19 protein-coding genes are annotated in these 19,567 nt (G+C 58.9%); 4 read left to right on the top strand and 15 right to left on the bottom strand.

Annotated elements, in window-relative coordinates; genetic code table 11:
* Positions 1-13 precede the first annotated feature (13 nt).
* Both G463_RS0110985 and G463_RS0110980 read right to left on the bottom strand, forming a co-directional pair.
* A complete protein-coding gene (locus G463_RS0110985) occupies positions 14-937 on the bottom strand; it encodes an ROK family protein (protein ID WP_026975206.1) in 924 nt (307 codons plus the stop codon).
* Between the two features lie 81 nt (positions 938-1,018).
* Positions 1,019-1,774, bottom strand: coding sequence for an NAD-dependent protein deacylase (locus tag G463_RS0110980; protein ID WP_035486926.1), 756 nt, complete (start codon positions 1,772-1,774; stop codon positions 1,019-1,021).
* A gap of 193 nt (positions 1,775-1,967) precedes the next feature.
* On the opposite strand from G463_RS0110980, the gene G463_RS20025 reads away from it, so the two are divergent.
* Positions 1,968-4,355: a GNAT family N-acetyltransferase gene (locus G463_RS20025; protein ID WP_051322212.1), complete on the top strand. Its 2,388-nt coding sequence runs from the start codon at positions 1,968-1,970 to the stop codon at positions 4,353-4,355.
* A gap of 173 nt (positions 4,356-4,528) precedes the next feature.
* Here G463_RS20025 and G463_RS0110970 read toward each other — a convergent pair whose 3' ends face one another.
* The 4 genes from G463_RS0110970 to G463_RS0110955 form a co-directional block, all read right to left on the bottom strand.
* Positions 4,529-5,383 (bottom strand): ABC transporter permease, encoded by an 855-nt coding sequence (locus tag G463_RS0110970; RefSeq protein WP_156900180.1) that lies wholly within the window; start codon positions 5,381-5,383, stop codon positions 4,529-4,531.
* Positions 5,384-5,461: 78 nt separating this feature from the next.
* Complete coding sequence (locus G463_RS0110965; RefSeq protein WP_035486919.1) at positions 5,462-6,478, bottom strand: aliphatic sulfonate ABC transporter substrate-binding protein; 1,017 nt, start codon at positions 6,476-6,478, stop codon at positions 5,462-5,464.
* The gene (locus tag G463_RS20020; RefSeq protein WP_051322211.1) at positions 6,478-7,281 is read right to left on the bottom strand and encodes an ABC transporter ATP-binding protein; all 804 of its coding nucleotides are present in this window, start codon (positions 7,279-7,281) and stop codon (positions 6,478-6,480) included. Before G463_RS20020 ends, G463_RS0110965 begins: the two co-directional genes overlap by 1 nt.
* A 33-nt stretch (positions 7,282-7,314) precedes the next feature.
* Positions 7,315-8,151, bottom strand: a complete 837-nt coding sequence (locus G463_RS0110955) for an LLM class flavin-dependent oxidoreductase (RefSeq protein WP_026975202.1) — start codon at positions 8,149-8,151, stop codon at positions 7,315-7,317.
* A 377-nt stretch (positions 8,152-8,528) separates the two neighbouring features.
* On the opposite strand from G463_RS0110955, the gene G463_RS0110950 reads away from it, so the two are divergent.
* Entirely contained in the window at positions 8,529-9,320 is a 792-nt protein-coding gene (locus G463_RS0110950; RefSeq protein ID WP_245575861.1) for an arginase family protein, read from the top strand.
* A gap of 109 nt (positions 9,321-9,429) precedes the next feature.
* A complete protein-coding gene (locus G463_RS20015) occupies positions 9,430-10,602 on the top strand; it encodes a geranylgeranyl reductase family protein (protein WP_169725468.1) in 1,173 nt (390 codons plus the stop codon).
* Positions 10,603-10,705: 103 nt separating this feature from the next.
* Here the strand turns inward: G463_RS20015 and G463_RS0110940 are convergent, their stop codons facing one another.
* The gene (locus tag G463_RS0110940) at positions 10,706-11,077 is read right to left on the bottom strand and encodes a DUF5684 domain-containing protein (RefSeq protein ID WP_026975200.1); all 372 of its coding nucleotides are present in this window, start codon (positions 11,075-11,077) and stop codon (positions 10,706-10,708) included.
* Positions 11,078-11,312: 235 nt separating this feature from the next.
* Between G463_RS0110940 and G463_RS0110935 the strand changes: the two genes are divergently transcribed.
* Complete coding sequence (locus G463_RS0110935; RefSeq protein ID WP_026975199.1) at positions 11,313-13,157, top strand: LTA synthase family protein; 1,845 nt, start codon at positions 11,313-11,315, stop codon at positions 13,155-13,157.
* 90 nt (positions 13,158-13,247) lie between these two features.
* Here the strand turns inward: G463_RS0110935 and G463_RS0110930 are convergent, their stop codons facing one another.
* The 8 genes from G463_RS0110930 to G463_RS20000 form a co-directional block, all read right to left on the bottom strand.
* A complete protein-coding gene (locus tag G463_RS0110930) occupies positions 13,248-14,396 on the bottom strand; it encodes a D-alanyl-D-alanine carboxypeptidase family protein (RefSeq protein WP_026975198.1) in 1,149 nt (382 codons plus the stop codon).
* Positions 14,397-14,462: 66 nt separating this feature from the next.
* Complete coding sequence (locus G463_RS20010) at positions 14,463-15,452, bottom strand: rod shape-determining protein (protein WP_051322209.1); 990 nt, start codon at positions 15,450-15,452, stop codon at positions 14,463-14,465.
* Between the two features lie 451 nt (positions 15,453-15,903).
* Complete coding sequence (locus tag G463_RS0110920) at positions 15,904-16,095, bottom strand: hypothetical protein (RefSeq protein WP_026975197.1); 192 nt, start codon at positions 16,093-16,095, stop codon at positions 15,904-15,906.
* Between the two features lie 93 nt (positions 16,096-16,188).
* Entirely contained in the window at positions 16,189-16,365 is a 177-nt protein-coding gene (locus tag G463_RS22850) for a hypothetical protein (protein ID WP_156900176.1), read from the bottom strand.
* Between the two features lie 162 nt (positions 16,366-16,527).
* Entirely contained in the window at positions 16,528-16,701 is a 174-nt protein-coding gene (locus G463_RS24045; RefSeq protein WP_084171555.1) for a GapA-binding peptide SR1P, read from the bottom strand.
* 139 nt (positions 16,702-16,840) lie between these two features.
* Positions 16,841-17,776: a sigma 54-interacting transcriptional regulator gene (locus tag G463_RS20005; RefSeq protein WP_245575878.1), complete on the bottom strand. Its 936-nt coding sequence runs from the start codon at positions 17,774-17,776 to the stop codon at positions 16,841-16,843.
* Complete coding sequence (locus G463_RS23590) at positions 17,743-18,273, bottom strand: response regulator (RefSeq protein WP_245575859.1); 531 nt, start codon at positions 18,271-18,273, stop codon at positions 17,743-17,745. Before G463_RS23590 ends, G463_RS20005 begins: the two co-directional genes overlap by 34 nt.
* 5 nt (positions 18,274-18,278) lie before the next feature.
* Positions 18,279-19,550 carry a sensor histidine kinase gene (locus G463_RS20000; RefSeq protein ID WP_035486917.1) on the bottom strand — a complete coding sequence of 424 codons (1,272 nt, stop codon included), beginning with the start codon at positions 19,548-19,550 and terminating at the stop codon, positions 18,279-18,281.
* Positions 19,551-19,567 lie beyond the last annotated feature (17 nt).

Raw genomic sequence — 19,567 nt, 5'->3', positions numbered from 1 at the left:
CCGCTGGGTTTGTTCAGCCAACCCTCGGCGAACCGAACGCGTGCAGCGCGAGAACAGCGGCGCCCATGACGCCCGCCTTCGTCCCGAGCAGCGCCGGCAGCACAGGAATCTCCGCAGACCGCGGATTGAAGTGGTTGTCGCAGAGCGCCTGACGCACACTGTCGAACAGGGGACGCCCCATTTGCGCGACGCCGCCGCCAATGACCATCACTTCCGGATCGAACAGGTTGACCAAATTCACCATGCCAATGCCGAGGTAGCGAAACGCGTCGCGGAGGATGGCCTCTGCCACCGCATCTCCGGACGCGGCTCGCTCCGCCACGTCTTTCGCCGAGAGCGGCTGCCCGTAAACGGCGGCCGCCCGCTCTGCGATGGCGGTTCCGGACGCGAGGACTTCGAGACATCCCGCGTTTCCGCATTTGCAGCGCCGCCCGCCCGGATGGACAATGATATGCCCCACTTCTCCGAAATTGCCGGCCGTCCCCTGCCGAACTTGTCCATCCACCACCACGCCCGCACCGATGCCCGTGCTGACGGTGACGTACACCATGTTGCGAGTGCCTTTACCGGCCCCGAACCAGTGTTCCGCCGCCGCTGCGGCATTCGCGTCGTTGTCCAACACCGTGGGGAGGCCGGTGGCCTCATGCACCCACTCGCGGAGCGGCAAGCCGTCCCACCCCGGCAGGTTGGGCGGGTTGTGCAACGTCCCCGTATGGGGGTTCAGCGGTCCCGGAGCGCCGATGCCGATGCCGCTCACCGGCAATTCGGGCTCGGCGCACCGAATCGACCGTACACTGTCCACAATGCGCTGCAGAACCGCTTTTGGACCTTCCGTCGCACGCGTGGGACACTCCACCACATGGAGCAGTTCTCCCGCTTCGTTCATCAGTCCTGTGCAGATTTTTGTACCCCCGAGATCCACACCGATGTAATACACGTCAAACCTCCTCCGATAGAGGGAAGGCGGCACTCCGGGCGCGAAGGCGTGTCCCTCCCGCGCCGCGGAGCACGCAGCCATTCAACCTTCGCCCGCGACGACCAGCGGCAGCACCTCGCCGATTTTGCCGCGAACCACCGCTGCCGCCCGGCCGTCGATGTACGTATCCTCCAGGTTCACCACCGCCACCGGATGTCCCGCCGCCAGGGCGTAGTTCGGCAGTTCCGCGACCGGATCGACCAACAGAGACGTACCCAGCACCAAGAACAGGTCGCAGTGCGCCGCAGCCAGCACGGCCTCCGACAATTGGCGAACCGGCTGACCAAACAGAACCGTATCCGGGTGCAGGACGAATCCGCACTCGGCCCCTTTGACATTCGTCCAGTGGCAGGTGGGCACCGGTTCCGCCAGCATGTCCGCCAAGCCGTACCGTTGCTGGCACATCGGGCACACCGCCCTGCGAATACTGCCGTGCAGTTCCACCACGTAACTGCTGCCCGCCTGTTGATGCAGACCATCCACATTCTGTGTGAACACGCGGACGCGCTTTCCCATGGCTTCCAGCGCCGCCAGCGCCAGGTGCCCCGGGTTTGGACGTGCCGAGAGAAATTCCTCGCGCAGGAACACCTGCTTGAATTTTTGCCAAAACGCGTGCGGCTGCTCGTGCAGGTACGTATCGGACATGGCCTCCGCCAACGTCTCGTCCTGCCAGGCGCCATTGTCAGATCGAAAATCGGGAATGCCGGACTCGGTGCTCATGCCGGCACCGGTGAGCACCACAATATCGGAAGCGGTTTCAATCAGTTGACGTAATGTTCCCACCGCTTGAGTCTGCACGGTGCTCCCCCCCCCTGGGTCTCAGCGTTACCCTGACATTCGCAGATCCTCCGTCTGTTCGCCATCCATTGTACCGCAAGCAGTCACTGAAACCTATCACAAAATTGGCACAGACGGACGAATCCGCTTACGAAAAAGCGCGTCGTTCGCAGTACAATGAAAGCAGTTGACCATGTTCGGAGAGGGATGCCCCATGACGCAAGTGATTCTGCGAGACGGCCGCGTGGCTGAACTCCGCCGCGCCCACCCCGACGCGGCGGACCATGCGCGGGTGAAAGCGCTGTTTGACCGCGCGTCATCGGACAGCTTGTTCTATCGGTTTTTCCACACAGTTCGCGAAGTGAGCGACGAGCAAATTCACGAAATGCTCGACGGCGACGGCTATGACCGCCTCTCCCTGCTGTGTCTGGCCGGCGATAGAGCACTCGGCATCGGCACCTACGTGCGAACCGACGACGAAACGGCGGAGGTGGCCTTTCTCGTCGACGACGAATTGCACGGCAAAGGATTCGGCACCCTGCTGCTGGAGCACCTCGCGCAGGAGGCCTGGCGGCGAGGATTCAAACGATTCGAAGCGTATGTGATGGACGGGAACTACAAGATGCTGCAGGTGTTTCGGTCCAGCGGATACCAACTGCAGCAGACCAGCGAATCCGGAGCCATGCACCTGGTTCTGCCGCTGACGCACACGGAGCGGGTGCGCGCACTCCGGGCCACGCGCGACAAGTTGGCCACGCAGGCATCCCTCATGCCGTTCTTCGCGCCGAAGGCGATTGCCGTCATCGGCGCCTCGCGCGATCCGCACGGACTCGGAAACCTAGTCTTCCGCAACATCCTCAACGGTGGTTTCCAAGGCACCGTTTACCCTGTGAATCCAAGCGCACAGACGGTGGTCTCCGTCCGTGCCTACAAGACGCTCATGGACGTGCCGGAGCCGGTGGATCTGGCGGTGGTGGTGGTTCCGGCGGCGGACGTGCTCGACGTCGTTCGCCAGTGCGTGGAGGCCAACGTCGGGGCCGTCATGATTCTCAGCGCCGGCTTTGCGGAACGCGGCCCGGCGGGCGCGGAGCTTCAAGCCCAGATCACGGCAGTCCTGCGGAGCGGCGGACAGCGGTTGATTGGCCCCAATTCTCTGGGTCTCGTCAACACGTCCAAAGACGTCCAACTGAACGCCAGCTTTGCACGCGACATCCCGACCGTGCAGGGGCTGTCCATCGCCAGTCAGTCGGGTGCGCTCGGCATTGCGATTCTCGAATACGCCAGTCGCGCGGGCGTCGGCGTCACGCATTTTGTCAGTATGGGCAACAAGGCGGACGTCTCAAGCAATGACCTCATCCAGTATTGGGAAGATGATCCGAACACCCATCTCATCGCGCTGTACATCGAATCGTTCGGCAATCCGCGGAAGTTCTCACGCCTGGCCCGCCGCATCACGCGGAAGAAACCCATCCTCGTGGTAAAAGGCGCACAGTCTCCGATGACGCGCGCCATTTCCGGCCTGCCCGCGACCGCACCGTCGAACGCGGCGGAAAGCGTGGTGGACGCGCTGTTTCAGCAGACCGGAATCATCCGAATTGACACGCTGCAGGAAATGTTCGACGTCGCCGTTCTGCTGGCCAATCAGCCGCTGCCGCGGGGACGTCGGGTGGCCATCGTGACCAACTCCGCGGGAGGTGCGGTCATCACGGCAGACGCGCTCCTCAAGGACGGCTTCACGTTCGTCCAGCCGGTGGTGGACCTCGGTTTCAACGCTTTGGCGGAAGGATACCGCAAGGTGCTGCCTCAGGTGTTGCGGGACGAATCGGTCGACGCGGTGGTCGTCCTGTACATTCCGGTTGGAGACACACAGCGGGACGCCATCGCCAGCGCCATCGCGGAGGCGGTGGACGAGGCGTACAGCGAAGGCATTCAGGGGAAACCCATCGTCGCCAATGTGATGGAAACAGGGACCTATTTTGTGCACAGCCTGCCGACCAACCATGGTGACATCCCAGTTTACCCGTTTCCCGAACAGGCGGTTCGGGCCCTTGCGAAAGTGACGCTGTACGCCGAGTACCTGGCCAGAGACAGCGGCTACGTTCCGGATTTGGAAGGTGCCAATCCGGAGCTCGCCCGCACGCTGGTGCGAAAGCACCTGGCAGCGAACGTACTGCCTCCTGAGATCTGCCGGCAGGTGTGCGATCACATGGGCATTGTACAAACCGCGCTCACACCGGAGGACACCTTGTTCCGCGTCCGGATTGACGTCACCCCCGACCCGCTGTTCGGTCCCGTAATTCGGGCCGTGCGCCTGTACGACGGTGTGGTGGACGAAGCCGCGATGCCTCTCCAAGCTGTCGTGCGCATCACGCCGCTGACCAACCTGGACGCGATAGCCGCCGTGGAAGAAATGGTTCGGTGGTACCCAAACGTATCGGCAGCGGATGCCGGCTGTCTGGCAGATTTGTTGTTGCGCTTGTCCCGCCTGGTGGAGGAGGTTCCGGAGATTACAGGCCTGTCGCTGCCGAGTGTGGCCATCGGCCGTACCGGTTACCTGTTCCACGCCCTGACCCTGAAGGCGGCCGGCGCACCGGAGTCCTGAAACGTCAGGGATGAATTCGCCTTCAAGATGACGGAGAACCGTGCGACATGGGAGAGGTGCCAAGCACAACCGCCAACAGAACCGCGCGTACCACAAAGGGAGCGGCCGAACCATCCCCGCACGGAATGGCTCGGCCGATTTCTCCCCCTCAGCTTGTGAAACGCGCGCACCAACTACCCAGTGTAACTGTCCCGCCACCGCAGCAACCGGTGCTCGAGCACCCGCACCAATGAATCGGATAATTTGCCAACGGCCGCAAACACAATGAGCCCCACAAAGACGACATCCGTCTGGGAAAATTGCTGGGCGTTCAAGATCAGATACCCGACACCAGAACTAGATCCCAACAATTCCGCCACCACCAGGCCAAGCCACGATACGCCGATGGACAGACGCAACCCGAGGAGAAGATTGGGCAGCGCCGCTGGCAACACCAGTTTTGACACTTGTTGCAACCTGCTGAACTGAAGAACGCGGGCCACATCGAACAACTTCGCATCCACGCTGCGAATGCCCATGAAGGTGTTGATATACATAGGAAAAAAGGCGCCCGTGGCAATCAGCACATCTTTCGACCATTCACCAAGCCCCAGCCAGAGAATGAACAGCGGCGTGATGGCCAGATGCGGTATGGTGCGCAGCATCTGCACGGTCGGATCCACGATTTCTTCAAATCGGCGGTACATCCCGGCGAGGATACCGCAGATGAGTCCGAGCCCCGCCCCGAGCAGAAAGCCAAGGATCACTCGGATGAGGCTGATTTTCAGATCGGCAAGCAGTTCTCCGGTGCGTGTCAACTGAATGAACGCGTCCGCGATTTGGATTGGCGAGGGAAGAATGGCAGGCACCACGAGCTGCAGACTGCACACCCCCTGCCACACCACCAACACCGTCACGGGCAGGTAGGCACCGACGAACGGCCACGTCCGCCGGTTCCCCCGCCGGCGTGAGCGCGCCTTTGGCACCGGCGCTTCCAGGCCCCCCACGCTTTGCCCCACCACGGGAACATCCGGGCTGGAACTCTGCATCTCCACATTCTGCACGTCCATTTCCTCCTCAACTGCCACCGTGCCCATTCGCTCTATCAGGACGGATGGGCCGGTTGATCACTGCAGAGCTTGCTGAATGTACTGATTATCCACGACTTTGGACACGTCGACCTTCGCGTCGAGGGCACCTTCCTGGTACAGAAAATCGGCAGTCTCCTGCTGTTGCTTGATGATGTCCGGCGTAATCGGCGCGTTTTCCTCTTCCGCGTTTTTCAGCATCTGCCGAATCACGTCAGGACTGAGGTGGGTGGACTGGGCATAGAGTTGCACCGCTTCGTCCAGATGGCTGTTCTGGTAATCCAGTGCCTGCTGATACACCTTCAAGAACAACACCACCAAGTCCGGATGTTGCTTTGCAAACTGCGTCCGCACAATGGTAAATCCCGGCGCCAACGTGTGCAGGGACTGTTCTGTCGCCAGCGCCACCGCGCCGTGGCCCACCACTTCCTCGGTCACGTACGGATCCCACGTCGCCCAGGCGTCCACCGCATGGGATTCGAACGCGGGCTGCGCCTCATTGGGCTGCAATTGGATGATGTGCACCTCGTTGGCGTTGAGACCTGCCTTCGCCAGCGCACGGTACAACAGGTTGTAGCCGGAACTCCCTTTGGCCACCGCCACCTTCTTGCCCTTCAAGTCCTGCAGACTGTGAATCGGACTCCCTTTGGGCACGAGCAGCGCGTCCCCGTTCTTGCCGCTGCTGTCCACATCAATTTCCTTGAAGTCGACGTTGGCCGCCTGCCCCACCAACACAGGCGCGTTGCCGACCTGACCGAAATCAATGTGGTTGGAAGCAATCGCGGGGAAAAAGGGCGGGCCGCTGGTAAAACGAATCCACTTGACCCTGGCGCCCACTTTGGCGAAGGCCTGCTCAAACCACCCTTTTTTCTCGGCCAAGTACATGGGGCCAACCAACGCCTGAGTGCCGATGTTCACGGTCACGCCTGCATCCTGGGCTGCACCCGTTCCATTAGCTGCGTTCGTCGCCGCATTTTCCCCACACCCGGCCAACACCGCCACCGCCAGCATAGGGGCGGCCACCCGGAAGAACTGTTTGTGCAGCCACGACTTCATCAATACGACCTCCTTCGTTCTGTGTCCCGGGGAACAGACACCGGGGTGTATTCCACCATATGACTTTCCAGTTGGCGCAGCACCTCTCGCCGCAACTCCAGCAACCGCGTGTCGGAACGTTTGCGGGGATACGGCAGGTTGACCGGCACGATGGTCTGCACCGACCCGGGCTTGGCCCGCATCACCACCACCCGCTGGGCCAGCACAATCGCTTCATCAATGTCGTGCGTGACGAGAATGACCGTGGTCCGGTTCTGCAGCCAGACGTTGAGCATGACGTCCTGCATATGCGCCCGCGTGAACGCGTCCAGCGCGCCAAACGGTTCATCCATCAGCAGCACCTTCGGATCGCGCAAGAGCGCCCGGGCAATGGCCACGCGCTGCGCCATGCCGCCGGACAGTTGGCGGGGATACGCTTGCTCAAAGCCATCGAGGTGCACCAAGTGGATGAGCTGCTTGACCTTCTCCCGCGTGGCGCGATCTTTCAGCGATAGGTTGGCGGCAATGTTCTCCGCCACCGTCAACCATGGAAACAGCCGATGCTCCTGAAACACGAAGCCCTTGTCCACTCCGGGTTGCTGTACTCGCTCCCCATCGAGCGTCACATCCCCGTCATAGTCCGGATCGAGCCCGGCGATGACCCGCAGCAGCGTGCTTTTGCCACACCCACTCGGCCCGATGATGGCCACGAATTCCCCTTGCGGCACCTGCAAATGAATGTCTCGCAGCACCTGCAGCGGCCCCTGCGCGGTGTCGAACGACTTGTGCAATCCGCGAATCACAAGCTCCTGCCGGTCACTCACTCGTTTCCCTCCACTCCTGCCTGGCGCGTCGTCTCAAACCACCGGCGCGGCAGTCTGCCGCTGCGCCAGCTTCTCTCGCAACCGTGGCAACACCAACTCGCCAAAACGCGTCGCTTCTTCCAGGTGCGGGTACCCGGACAAGACGAACGAGCTGATGCCAATGTCCACGAATTCCAGCAGCCGATCCGCCACCTGTTCGGGCGTCCCCACCACGGCCACCGCCCCTCCGCCACGGACGGCGGTGAGTCCCGCCCACAAGTTGGGGCCGATGACGAAATCGCGCTCTTGCGACTGCCGCCAGAGCTCATTCTGACGCTTCTGGTTGGTGGCATCCGTTTGCTGCACCTTCACTTTGGCCAGTTCCAGCAGATCCGGACTGACGCGGCTGATCATTCGATGGGCGGCCTCCCAAGCGTCTTCTTCGCGTTCACGCACCACCACCTGCGCGCGCAAACCGTAGCGAATCTTCCGATCTATGCCCTCGTAGCGCTTCTGTTCCGCGCGGTAGAACTCCACCTCCTGGATCTGTGTGCGAATCCAGTCCAGCGGCTCCGCCCACATCAGGTAGACATCGGCCATGCGCGCCGCCAGCACCGGCGCAATCAACCCCGGCCGCATGGCCACCAATGGCTTCAACCGTTGGGTACGGGCCGCAACGGCCGCCCCCACCAGCCAAGCGTCCGTGCAAATGTTTCCGGTGGGAATGAGGGCGAACGTGAATCCTGCGTCTTCCGCTGCCTGCGCGACTTGGGTGAGATAATCGAGCGTCGGTGCACGCTCGGGCGACAAACCGATGAACGCCCCGTCGCCCGACGTGGGCAAGAACCACCCAACCTCCACAGAGCTTACGTCTTCGTGATGTTGAGTCATCGCATCCATCCACCTTCCCCTGCGTTGTTGGTCGTCACCTTCCCTGTCGGTGACGGCATGGCGCACTGCCTTCCGTACCCGCTGTCAGTTTCACGCGCCCGGTGATGGCAAGAGTATATGCCCGGGCAGCGTGTGTCTCAATGATAATTCAAATAAATCCGATTTATTTAATCATCATTAGGCATGATGTTATATCGTCTTCCGATGTTTCCCTTATCTCCGCATCCTCGTGACCTTCCCTGCTCCAACAGCTCGCGTCGCAACCATGGGAATCTGCCAGCCTCTCGTGCCCCACAAATTGGATGGTGGTATAATGATGGGAAACTTTGATTTACCACATGATCAACGCACTGCAGACACCGATGGAGTGATGCACGTTGTACATTGGAGATCAGGGTGTGACGTTTCTCAATTTCGACGGAACCTTGCAGATGCAGGATTTCCACCTCTCTGTACCGCACGAATGGATTGACTGCTCCGACCTATCCGGAACGCGAGGATTATGCGATCCGTTTTCGGCCAGGGAAATCCGACGCCGCCTGGGCCGACGCCGCCATCGCGGGGTGACCCTGATTGGCAGCGGAAATTACCACTACGTCTCCTACTTCCTGCTATCCGAAATTCAGCAACCATTCTCCCTGGTGCTGTTTGACCACCACACGGATCTGGCCCTCGACCCCAATGGGGAGGCACTGCTCTCCTGCGGATCGTGGGTGTCTTTCGCATTGTCCAACCTGTCTATGCTGCGCCGTGTCGTCATCGTCGGTGCGCGTCCCTCGCCACCGGCTGCATCCTTTGCCGAACAGGCTTTGAAGGCTTCTCGCGTGCACGTGGTGGACGAGCAAACCATACAGCGTGCGGAATCCCAACGCAGGCTGGTGCAAACGGTTCAGCGGGCCATCGGGCCATGGCCCGTGTACGTGAGCGTGGACAAGGACGTACTGCGCACCACCGACGCCGTCACCGACTGGGATGCGGGCAGTCTGCACCTTGGCCAACTGCTGTACTGGCTGGTCTGGCTGCGCCGCCATCACCGCGTGGTGGGTGCCGACATCTGCGGGGAATGGCCGACATCGCCGTTGGATTCGCTGTCTTCCCGGGTGCTCACGGAAATTCACAAGAACCAAATGGCCAACCAGGTGATCCTACAGGCGTTTGACTGCAGCTAAGCAACATCCTCGTCCGTGCGATGTTGTCGCGGAGACGGTTATAATGGATGTCGGCCGCATGTCGGCCCGGGTCTGAAAGAACCCGACTGCTCCGAAAGAGGCGATGCCATTGTCAGGTTCTGACATGTATGACGCCATTGTCGTCGGCGGCGGCCCGAGCGGCAGCACCGCGGCCAGAAAGCTGGCAGTCCAGGGCTGGCGGGTTCTGCTGCTGGACAAGGCTCAATTTCCTCGATACAAGGTGTGCGGTGGGGGGCTCACCCTGCGGGCGGCCAAGCAGTTGGACATTGATGTCTCCCCCGTCATTCAGGGTGAAATCCGCGCTATGAATCTCTGTTGCGACGGCACACTGCGCCACACGTTTCGGAGGGATGATCCGCTCATCTACATGGTGATGCGCGACGAGTTTGACCATCTCCTGTTGAATGCTGCCATCGCCGCGGGGGTGGACACCCGGCTCGGGCACCCGGTAACTGCTGTTGAATGCGACGATGATGGCGTGCGCGTGCGCACGAGGGAGGGCGTTTTTCAGGGGCGCTACCTGATTGGCGCGGATGGTGTGAACAGTCCCACTGCGCGCATGCTCGGACTGATGCAAGACAAGAACAAAATTCTGGCGCTGGAATACGAGGTGGACGTTCCGGAACAGGTCCTGCGACGCTATGAGGGAACGGTTGCCATCGACTATGGATTCATCCGGGGAGGATACGCCTGGGTTTTCCCAAAGCGCCGCCACCTGTCCGTGGGCATTGGACTCGGTACACGCGATGGAAACTTCCTAAAAGAACGTCTCCAGACGTACATGGAACGGGAGGCCATTCAGGGACATATTCGCAGCGAGAAGGGCTTCTTTCTCAGCGTGGGTGGCGGCCATCAACCGTTCACCCGCGGTCGCTGTGCCCTCGTCGGCGATGCCGCAGGCTTGGTCGATCCGCTCATGGGCGAGGGCATCTACTACGCGCTGCGGAGCGCCAACATCCTTGCGGAAGAATTGCCCAGAGCGGCGGAAAGAGAGCCCCTTTGTCCATTCTCTGTCTATGAACAGCGGGTGGAACAGGAACTGCGGGCGGAGATGCGGCTGTTCCGTCGAGCCGGCCATCTGTTTCACGCCATGCCTCGACGGGTGCATCGGCTGTTCATCAAACACCCCAGCATGGTCCAACACGCGTTTCGCGTCATTGCCGGGGAAACGACATTTGCCGAATTTTATCATCGTCAACGCAGTCGACGTCCATGGCTGCGGGTGGTTTCCCACATCTTGCTGCGCCGCTCGCCAGATTGAATGCGGCGGACGGACAGCCACCGATGGACCGTCATGGAACCGACAGATACGGCGGGCGATGTTTCCTGCCCGCCGGGGAAAACCCGCGCCCCATCGCAAGCGTTTACATTACAGCGGGCGTTGCCACGGGAACACGTGCTGTACGATGCACCACGTCTGGCGAATACGCCATGTAAATGATAATCAGGAACCAAAACGGCGTAAAAAACACCAACAACGTCCACCAGGGACTCATTCGAAACGCCCGGAAGAACAGGACTGTCCAATACACGACGAAGCATATGTTCACAACGGGAACAAAGAGCCAGAGAACATTCCAACCGCTCTTGCCAATGATCTTGTACAGCGGCAACAATTGCAAAATCGGGAAGTACGCCAGAAATATGTTGCTGACGCCAGCCTTCTGATACACACAGGAGTACGTATACGACATGAACATGTAGAGACCGATGAACAAACTGAAAAACAGCCCCATCGGTACCGCCTCCTAAATGTGTGACTTTTCTGTTAATTTTATATGGCCAATTTGTGAATGACAATCGGCAGACAAGCCCGTTTTCGCCGCTTTTCGTGCAGGGCGGCAAGGTCTATCGGACAACGGTGAACCGAGCCGTCCGGGACATGGGCCAGAGTCCCGAAATGTGTTGTTTTTGTGGAGCGCATTGTGGCCCAGGAATCAGTGAAGATATCATAAGTAGTTGGTGATAGATATGAAAAAACTTGGGTTGCAGCGTCTCAACAGTCATTTCGTGGTTGTCTCCGTGCTCCTGGTGGCCAAATTCGCGCTGGTTCGCTACGCGCTGTTCGACAGCGTCAACGTGTTGCGCGACATCTTTGTGGAAATCGGAGGCATTGTCATTCTGTCGGCCATCATCGAGCTTTTATTCGGCAAAAAGCGGTGGGTCGCGGCAGCCTATTTCGTGTACAACGCCCTGTGTTCCGTGTTTCTCTTTTCCCTCCTCATGTATTTCAACGCCTTTTCGCGCATCTACACGTACCATGCGCTGACCGAAATCAAGATGCTGGGATCGGTCACGGACGGCGGCACCATGGGCATGTTCTTTCACGCCTGGTATCTGTTATTGTTCGCCGACCTGGCCGTGATTGCCGTGCTCGCCCTCTGCCGGAGGTATCCCATTGGCCGGGCGCAACGCGCCTCGTGGAAACCGGTGACGTGGACCGCGGTTTGCGGCGTTGTGCTGTCCCTCATCAACATGGTGATTGGATCGAAGTATTCCAACGACGTGACCGCCTTCGCCGACGACGCGGGCATCCTCAACGCCGAAGCGTTTCAGGTATATGAAAGTCAGAAACAGTCCAACATTCCGCTGTCCACCATCACCCAGTCCGCCATCGACCGCCTCAAGGGCATTTCCGAGCCGACGCACCCTCGCTACTTCGGGATGGCCAAGGGAAAGAATTTGATCATCATTCAAATGGAGTCCATTCCCAATTTTGTGATTGGCGCCAAGGTCAACGGTGTGGAAGTCACCCCCACCTTGGACAGTCTCGCCCAATCTGACGTGTACTTCCGAAACTGGACCACGGAAATCGGCCAAGGGCACACGTCCGACGCCGAGATCATCGCGAACACGTCGTTGTATCCGCTGGAGGAGGGGAGCCTGTTCCAAGCCGACCCAACCAAGGATTTTCCGAGCCTGCCAAAACTGCTGAATCAAGCGGGATATCGGACGATGGCTCTGCATACGAACGACATCAAGTTCTACAACCGCAACGTGGTATATCCATCCCTGGGGTTCCAGCAATTCTACGACATGAAGTATTTCGGGACAGAGGACAAAATTGCCTATGCCGCTTCGGACGACGTGCTGTACCAGAAGAGTCTGCCGCTGTTCACCGCACTGCAGGCCAAGCACCAGCCCTTCTACGCGTTCATGGTGACATTGTCCAGCCACGAGCCGTTTGAGCTGCCCGCGAAGTATCAGACTTTGCCGCTTCCCGCCGACATGGCCGGAACGGAGGTCGGCAAATTCCTCGTCGCAGCCCACTACGCCGACGCGGCGCTGGGGCGCTTCGTGAACCAGTTGAAGGAAGACGGTCTGTGGAATCAGTCGGTCGTGCTCATCTACGGAGACCATTTCCCGTTCCCCGACGAATGGTACCAGAAAAACGCCGCGGAACAGGCTGCGTTCACATCGGCCGTGGGACATCCGGAGAACATTGTGGACATGTACAACATTGCGGGGATTCTGCACGTCCCCGGTATGAAGCATCAGACCGTGGAGATGCCGGGCGGAGAAATCGACACACTGCCGACAGTGGCCAACCTGCTCGGGATTCGCCTCAACCAGATTCATTTCGGCGAGGACGTCCTCAATCAGTCCCAGAATCTGCTCGGGTTCCGGTACTATGAACCGGACGGCACGTATGAAGACAATCAGGTGTTGTACAACCCAACAACGACCGTGGCGGTGGATGTGAACACGCATAACGTGGTGCCCACCACGCCTTTGATGAAGCAGATTTCGGCCCGCGTGGAGGAACTGGAGGCGATGTCCACGGTGTACCTGGAACATCTGCCGGATCGACAGTAACCACACTTCAACTGGGCTGACCAAGACAAAACACCCCGGACGCCTCATCGTGAGGCTCCGGGGTGTTGTTGCTTTGGCCCAAATGGTTCGTCACAGTCGCAGCAGACGCCATTTGAGCGATGGTTTCCCAAGCGGCGCCGACTGTGTCACGGGCACCTTGATACGCTGCTCGCCGGCGGCCACCACCAGCGTGTTGCCCACCAGCGACTGTTTCACCTGCATGCCAGGGAACGCAATGTAGCTTGCGGACTGGGAGGTGGTGAGGGTGACCTGTGACTGCCACGGCACGCTGACCGTTCCAACCGCCTGTCCCTGCGCAACGGTCTTCATGGACAGATACTGACCCGCTTGTTTCAACAAAGTCAAATTTGCCTCCAATGCGGCCTGGAGCATGGGCGTCGCCCGCTGCCCGAGCACCGCACCGAGCGTCAACACCTGTTTGCCGCCGACGTTGTGGTACATAGCGGACACGAAGCAGCCACCGGCCTGCGACGTGCTCCCCGTCTTCACGCCGACAATACCGTTTTTTCCAACGAAGGAATTGACATTGTACACGCGGCCCGCGCCCGGCAGATCCGCCTGTGCTTCGGCGACAATGCTCCGAAACACCGGATCCTGCATGGCGGCGTCGGCAACCTTCAACTGGTCAATCGCGGTGCTTTGCGAATCCGGATTGACACCGGACGCATCGGCATATTTTGTGTTTGTCATACCCAGTGCTTTCGCAGTTTGATTCATTTCCTGGACAAACGCAGCCTCACTGCCAGCCGTCCAAATCGCGAGCTTCGTCGCCATGTTGTCTCCGCTCGGCAACAATAGACCTTCGAGCATCTGGCGCTCGGTCCATTTATCTCCGGCCACCACTTTCACCACGGAATCACCGGCTGCCTTGTCCTTGTTGTACAGATTGACATCCGCCGCCGTCATGGTCACGGTCGGGCCATCGTTGCCGGCTGTCAGCGGGTGGTGTTTCAGCACCACATAAGCGGTCATCATCTTGGTCAGACTGGCAATGGGCACCGGGGACTGATCCGGCGTAGCCGCCATCAGGCCGACTCCGGTCACCGCCACCGCAGCCTGCCCCTCGCTCGGGAACGAGAAATTCATCGTCCCGGGAACCACCGTTTGCGCCGATCCGGTCAATTGTTCAACCGGCTTTGGCAGCGGCCGCAGCCACTGCACCAACACCAGCGCAACCACCAAAAGAACAATCACTGCACCTACAACTTTCGCTTTCACATGTCCCCTCCTCGACCTTGCACTATGTTCATTCTAGCAAAAATTCATTGAACACATTTTGAACATCTATTTCCATCCCAAGGCTCGCTTCCAGCCCGCGATGCTGCGGCGCGGACGGTGCTGCTGCAACCCCCGAATCACGCAATCCAAAGGATTGTCTGCCACCACCATCGGCACCTCCGTCCGATGTTTCAAGCGCTCGACGAGACGAGGGCATTCCGCTCCGCCTCCCACGAGGACAATCCCGCGATCCATGATGTCCCCGACCAGTTCCGGCAGACACGAGGTGAGCGTTTGCACCATGAGATCCACCACCATGTCGGCATACGCATCCAATTGTTCATGCACCAGCGAGACCGGCACCTGACGCTGATCCGGCAACCCCGTGGAGAGGTTTCGCCCTTTCACCACGAGTTCGGCCATGCCGTCATCGCGGGTGGAACACGCCCGCTTCAGGCGCTCTGCCGATAGCTGACCGATGAGAAATCCATACTCCTTCTTCAATCGCTCCATCAATGCCGCGTCAATCGCCGCACCGCCGAATTGCATGAATTGATAGTTTACAATTCCACCCATCGACAGGATGGCGGCCTCGGTGATCCCGGCACCGAGGTTGACCACGAAACAGCCCGTGGGTTCGCCAATCGGCAACTCCGTCCCAATCGCCGCCGCCACGCACGCTTCCATGAACTCCACCTGTTTGGCTCCGGCCGCCGTCGCCGCCTCCGCCAGCGCCTTGCGCTCCACCTGCGTCAATTCCGCGGGGATGGACAGCGTCACCGTGCATCGCCGACGCCATCCGGCGGAACTCAACCGGGCCATCTGGCGTTGCATCAACTGCACCACAGCATCAAAATCGGCCACCGCACCGGCCTGAATGGGGCGCACCACCCGGACCACTTGCGGATTTCGGCCTATCATCTCCGCCGCTTCCGCACCGACCATGCAGCGTCCGGCCTCGTCAAACGCCACCACCGAAGGTTCACTGATCCATTCTCCCTGGCCGGGCACCGCAGCGCGGAAAGTGGAGGTTCCCAAATCAAAAACAATGTGCACGTCGTCATGCTCCTTTCCCTTCGCGCCATGTTCTGGAACGAACGGCAAGTCCGCACACCCGTGCACTCAATCCGCCAAACGCACAACGATGGATTGCTCCCATTGCCCGTGAAACGCGTCTGCTTTCTATCTATCTATGTATCGTCATTCACAAGAGAATTCCATGAACTCATATCCGCAAAGTATGAACAAACACACCCTTGAAATCCAATCCAGCGCACCGCTCTGAGACGAAACTGAGTGCGGGCGACCACATAACTCGCTCTCACGGAGGTGCGGTCCACTGGCTCCTCGCTCCCCTGTCAGCGCAGTCGGACAAGATTCCTTGGTGAGTATATCTTCACGGGGCCCGATTTTGCAACGGCCGCTTCACAGCGCCAGACAGCGTATATTCAAGCATACAGCCCGTTGAACAAGCTCACGCTCACTCACGCTGGTCGCTACCCTGGTGTCACACCGTATGTCGCACCTCCCGTTCCCAGAGTTCCTTTCGCAAATCCCGCAAACGCATCACGCGCAGCATTTGAACGCAGAAGATGATCACCGCCATGGCCACTGCCCCGCAGCCCACGCGCGTCAACCAGGACCATGCGCACACCATACCGAGCGCCGCGGCCACTCCGTTGCCAGGACCAGCATCCACGCCAGCGTGACCGCCACCAGCAGGTACGCGTGAGCGGACAGACAAAACCGCGCATGGCTCCCATGGGTTCCGCGCGTCTCACCGATTGTAGAATCAACATCGCGTACAGGAACCGTGGACGGCGCCGATGTACGGCCAGACGGACGGATTGGCCGCCATCCATCCGCCGAGGGCTGCCCCACCCGCGAAGTTGATCCCGGCCGTGGCCACGAACCACGCCGCCAAACCGGGCCTCATCCCTCCGTCACCGCGCTCCGGTTGTTCCGACACAGCGCATCGCCTCCACCTAGTTCTTGCCCAACAGTTCGAGATGCAGCACCCACTCGTCCCGTTCTGAGCTTCATCAACACACAATACGGCACGCCGCGGCGGTTGCACAACCGTCCTGCGGGTGCCGTATCTTCCATGCCTGTAGCGATGATGTGTGCCGTGCTAGGCACCGATGGTGCCAAGCCGGATCTCCTCGTTCACCGCAACGCCGTCAAGCCATTCCACGTCCGCGGATCCATGGCAATCCCGACATTTTCCGTACAGCACTTCCACCTTCTCGCCATCCATGTAGTCAATCACTTCCGCACAATCCTGACACACAATAATCGTTTTCACGCCGTTAACCTCCCGCAAATTGTGTGTACTATTTGTTGAATAGGGTAACACAATTCACGCATGACGAGAAGTATGCCATTTCCGTCCCGGGGAGACTCGCGCGGTCCCGACCCATGGCACTCAACGATGGACGGGCCCATTACGATTGCCTTTCATTGAGAATGTACCGAAGCATACGCGGTGTGACATTCCACTTCTGACTCAACACCTTCCGGTTGCCCCCCGTCTCGGACAGTCCTTTCTCCACCAACCGCCTGGCCATCATGACTTCCAACTTCTTGACCTTTTTCATGAATGATCTGAAATCCAGCTCATCCACGGATCCCACCTGATGGATTACGCTGTCCACGAATCGTTCCATCTCCCGTTCGAGATGGCAATCCGCGGATGGGGCAAGGGAGCTCAGCGCGGCGTCGGCAGCCAATCTATCTCTGAGCCAAGCGGGAAGATGCTGCTCTCTGATCACTGGACAGTCATGGACGGCGACGATTTGGTTCAAAACGTTGATCAACTGCCGCACATTGCCTGGCCAATCGAACGCCGTCAGCACCTGCATGGCTGCTTCGTCAATGTCCACCTCTAGTTTCGTACTCAGGTAGTGGCGGGTAATCGCGGGAATGTCGTTCGGTCTGTCCCGCAGAGCGGGAATGGTCAGCTTGATTCCCTCGATGCGGTACAAGAGGTCTTCTCGGAAGCGGCCCGTGGTGGCTTCGAATTCCAGGCTACGGTTGGTGGCTGCCACCACTCTGACGTTCGCCTTGATCATCTGCTCTCCGCCAACCCGCATGAATTCACCGGTCTCCAGTACGCGAAGCAGCTTCACCTGAATGGACATCGGCGCTTCTCCGATTTCGTCCAAGAATAGCGTCCCGCTGTCCGCGAGTTCAAAAAATCCCCTGCGTGGTTTCATCGCGCCCGTGAAGGCTCCCCGCTCGTGGCCAAACAGCTCGCTCTCCAGCAAAGATTCGGAGATGGCGCCGCAGTTGATGCCGACGAACGGATGAGCGGATCGCAAACTCAATCCGTGAATAAAGCGTGCCATCAGTTCCTTGCCCGTACCGGTTTCACCTTCAATGAGAACGTTGATCTGCTTCTTGCAATCTTCCTGACAATGGCGAGAATGGCGTGCATGGGACTGCCTGGAGCACAGATGATGCCGTACTGAGCCGCCAGCTTCTGCAGAGACTCATCGTCCGATGACTGTCTTTGCAGGAATTGATCCAAGAGCGATTCCAACTCATCAATGTTTTCGAACGGCTTCTCCAAGTAGTCCCGAGCACCTGCCTGAATGGCGGCCACCGCCGACTTGACGGTGCTGTAGCCGGTCATCATCACCACGTCACAGGCAGCGGTTCGCTGTTTGATTTTCGACAGAATGTCCAGTCCGTTGGCGTCGGGAAGCTTCAGATCCACCAAAGCAAGGCGAAACGGAATTCCTTCGGACAGGAATCGGTCCACCGCAGCAGCATCGTTGGCGATGTGCACTTGGCACTGCTTTCCCGCCAACAGATGCTTGAAAAAAGTCGTAACCTCCTGTTCATCATCGACGATGAGAATCGGTGTGTCCCCCATCAATTTCACCTCACGTTCTGCCGGAGAAGCGCCAGTGTGAACCTGCTGAAGACACCCTCTTCGCTTTCCACGAGCAATTTACCGCCATGGGACTCGGCAATTCCGTGACTCACCGAGAGACCGAGCCCCGTGCCTCTGAATCTTTCTTTGGTTGTAAAAAACGGATGAAAAATTTGCGACAAATGCTCTTCCTTGATACCTGTCCCGTTGTCCCATACGGCTACGTACACCACTTCCATTCCATCCAGTTCGGTGGTGCCCGTTTCCACCTCGATGCGGGCGCCTTCCCTGTGCAGGGTCGCATCTCTCGCATTCAGCAACAGGTTAATGAGGACCTGTTCAATTTGCTGGCGGCTGCCCTGAAAAGGGGGAAGGTCATCAGAGAGTCGGGTCTGTACAGTAATTCCAGAGACCTGCAGTTGATATCCAATCAATTCGAGGACGCCGCCGACCACCTCGTTCAGGTTCAGCGACTCCCAGGCATACTCATCCTGTCTCGCGAAGGTGAGCAGGTTCTGAATGATTTTCCTGCAACGCAGACCACACCGATAAATATCCTCGAGCATTTGCGCCGCCGCTTCACCGCTGCTGCCTCTCATCAACAGTTGAACATTGCCGAGAATGGCCGTTAACGGGCTGTTCAGTTCATGGGCAACCCCGGCAGCCATCTCGCCCAACGCAGCCAATTTCGCAGACTGAATCAGCTGGGCTTCCAGATTTACCTTCTTGCTCAAGTCTTTGAACAACAGAATATTTTCAATGACCACGCCCACATAATCCGCGGCCACCTGCAGAAACGAAAACTCCTCTTCCGAATATTGCAATGCCGCGTGATTGAGTAAAATCAATTCGCCAACTCTTTGACCCAGTTGATTTTGTAAAGGAACGGACAGACGATTCTGCGGTTCGCGGCCCCATGGAATCAAATCACTCACATCTGTACTCATGTCCGCCCGGCTGGCATCTCCCATCGCTTGGGTTCGACTCAACCATTGGCCATTTTCCATCCAACAAATGTGGTTGGCCACGACGGACGCATCGCAGAGCGACAGAATGAAGACATCGAAATCGAATGCCTGACGCAGCTGCGACGCGAGATACCTGCTAATCCCCTCCCATGACTCGTTCACGTGAATCTTGGTGAGCTGATTGAGAATCCGCAATTGGTTGCTCTTCTTTTTCATTTCCTCCATCGCGCGCGTCAACTCCGCGTAGTAGCTCAGCCGCGACGATTGAATGCCCGTCAGTTTTTCAAGAATCTCCTCTTTTCGATCCATCTGGCTAAACCCCTTAT

Source organism: Alicyclobacillus contaminans DSM 17975 (assembly GCF_000429525.1).
In the GTDB taxonomy this organism is placed as follows: Bacteria; Bacillota; Bacilli; order Alicyclobacillales; family Alicyclobacillaceae; genus Alicyclobacillus_A; species Alicyclobacillus_A contaminans.
The sequence above is the reverse complement of the archived record's forward strand: the minus strand, read 5'-3'. Positions and strand labels throughout refer to the sequence as shown.

Excerpts from the sequence above, each read along its gene's own strand:
- G463_RS20025 (WP_051322212.1), top strand. The coding sequence starts at position 1,968 with ATGACGCAAGTGATTCTGCGAGACGGCCGCGTGGCTGAACTCCGCCGC.
- G463_RS0110970 (WP_156900180.1), bottom strand. The coding sequence starts at position 5,383 with ATGCAGAGTTCCAGCCCGGATGTTCCCGTGGTGGGGCAAAGCGTGGGG.
- G463_RS0110965 (WP_035486919.1), bottom strand. The coding sequence starts at position 6,478 with ATGAAGTCGTGGCTGCACAAACAGTTCTTCCGGGTGGCCGCCCCTATG.
- G463_RS0110955 (WP_026975202.1), bottom strand. The coding sequence starts at position 8,151 with ATGACTCAACATCACGAAGACGTAAGCTCTGTGGAGGTTGGGTGGTTC.
- G463_RS0110940 (WP_026975200.1), bottom strand. The coding sequence starts at position 11,077 with ATGGGGCTGTTTTTCAGTTTGTTCATCGGTCTCTACATGTTCATGTCG.
- G463_RS0110935 (WP_026975199.1), top strand. The coding sequence starts at position 11,313 with ATGAAAAAACTTGGGTTGCAGCGTCTCAACAGTCATTTCGTGGTTGTC.
- G463_RS23590 (WP_245575859.1), bottom strand. The coding sequence starts at position 18,273 with ATGGGGGACACACCGATTCTCATCGTCGATGATGAACAGGAGGTTACG.
- G463_RS20000 (WP_035486917.1), bottom strand. The coding sequence starts at position 19,550 with ATGGATCGAAAAGAGGAGATTCTTGAAAAACTGACGGGCATTCAATCG.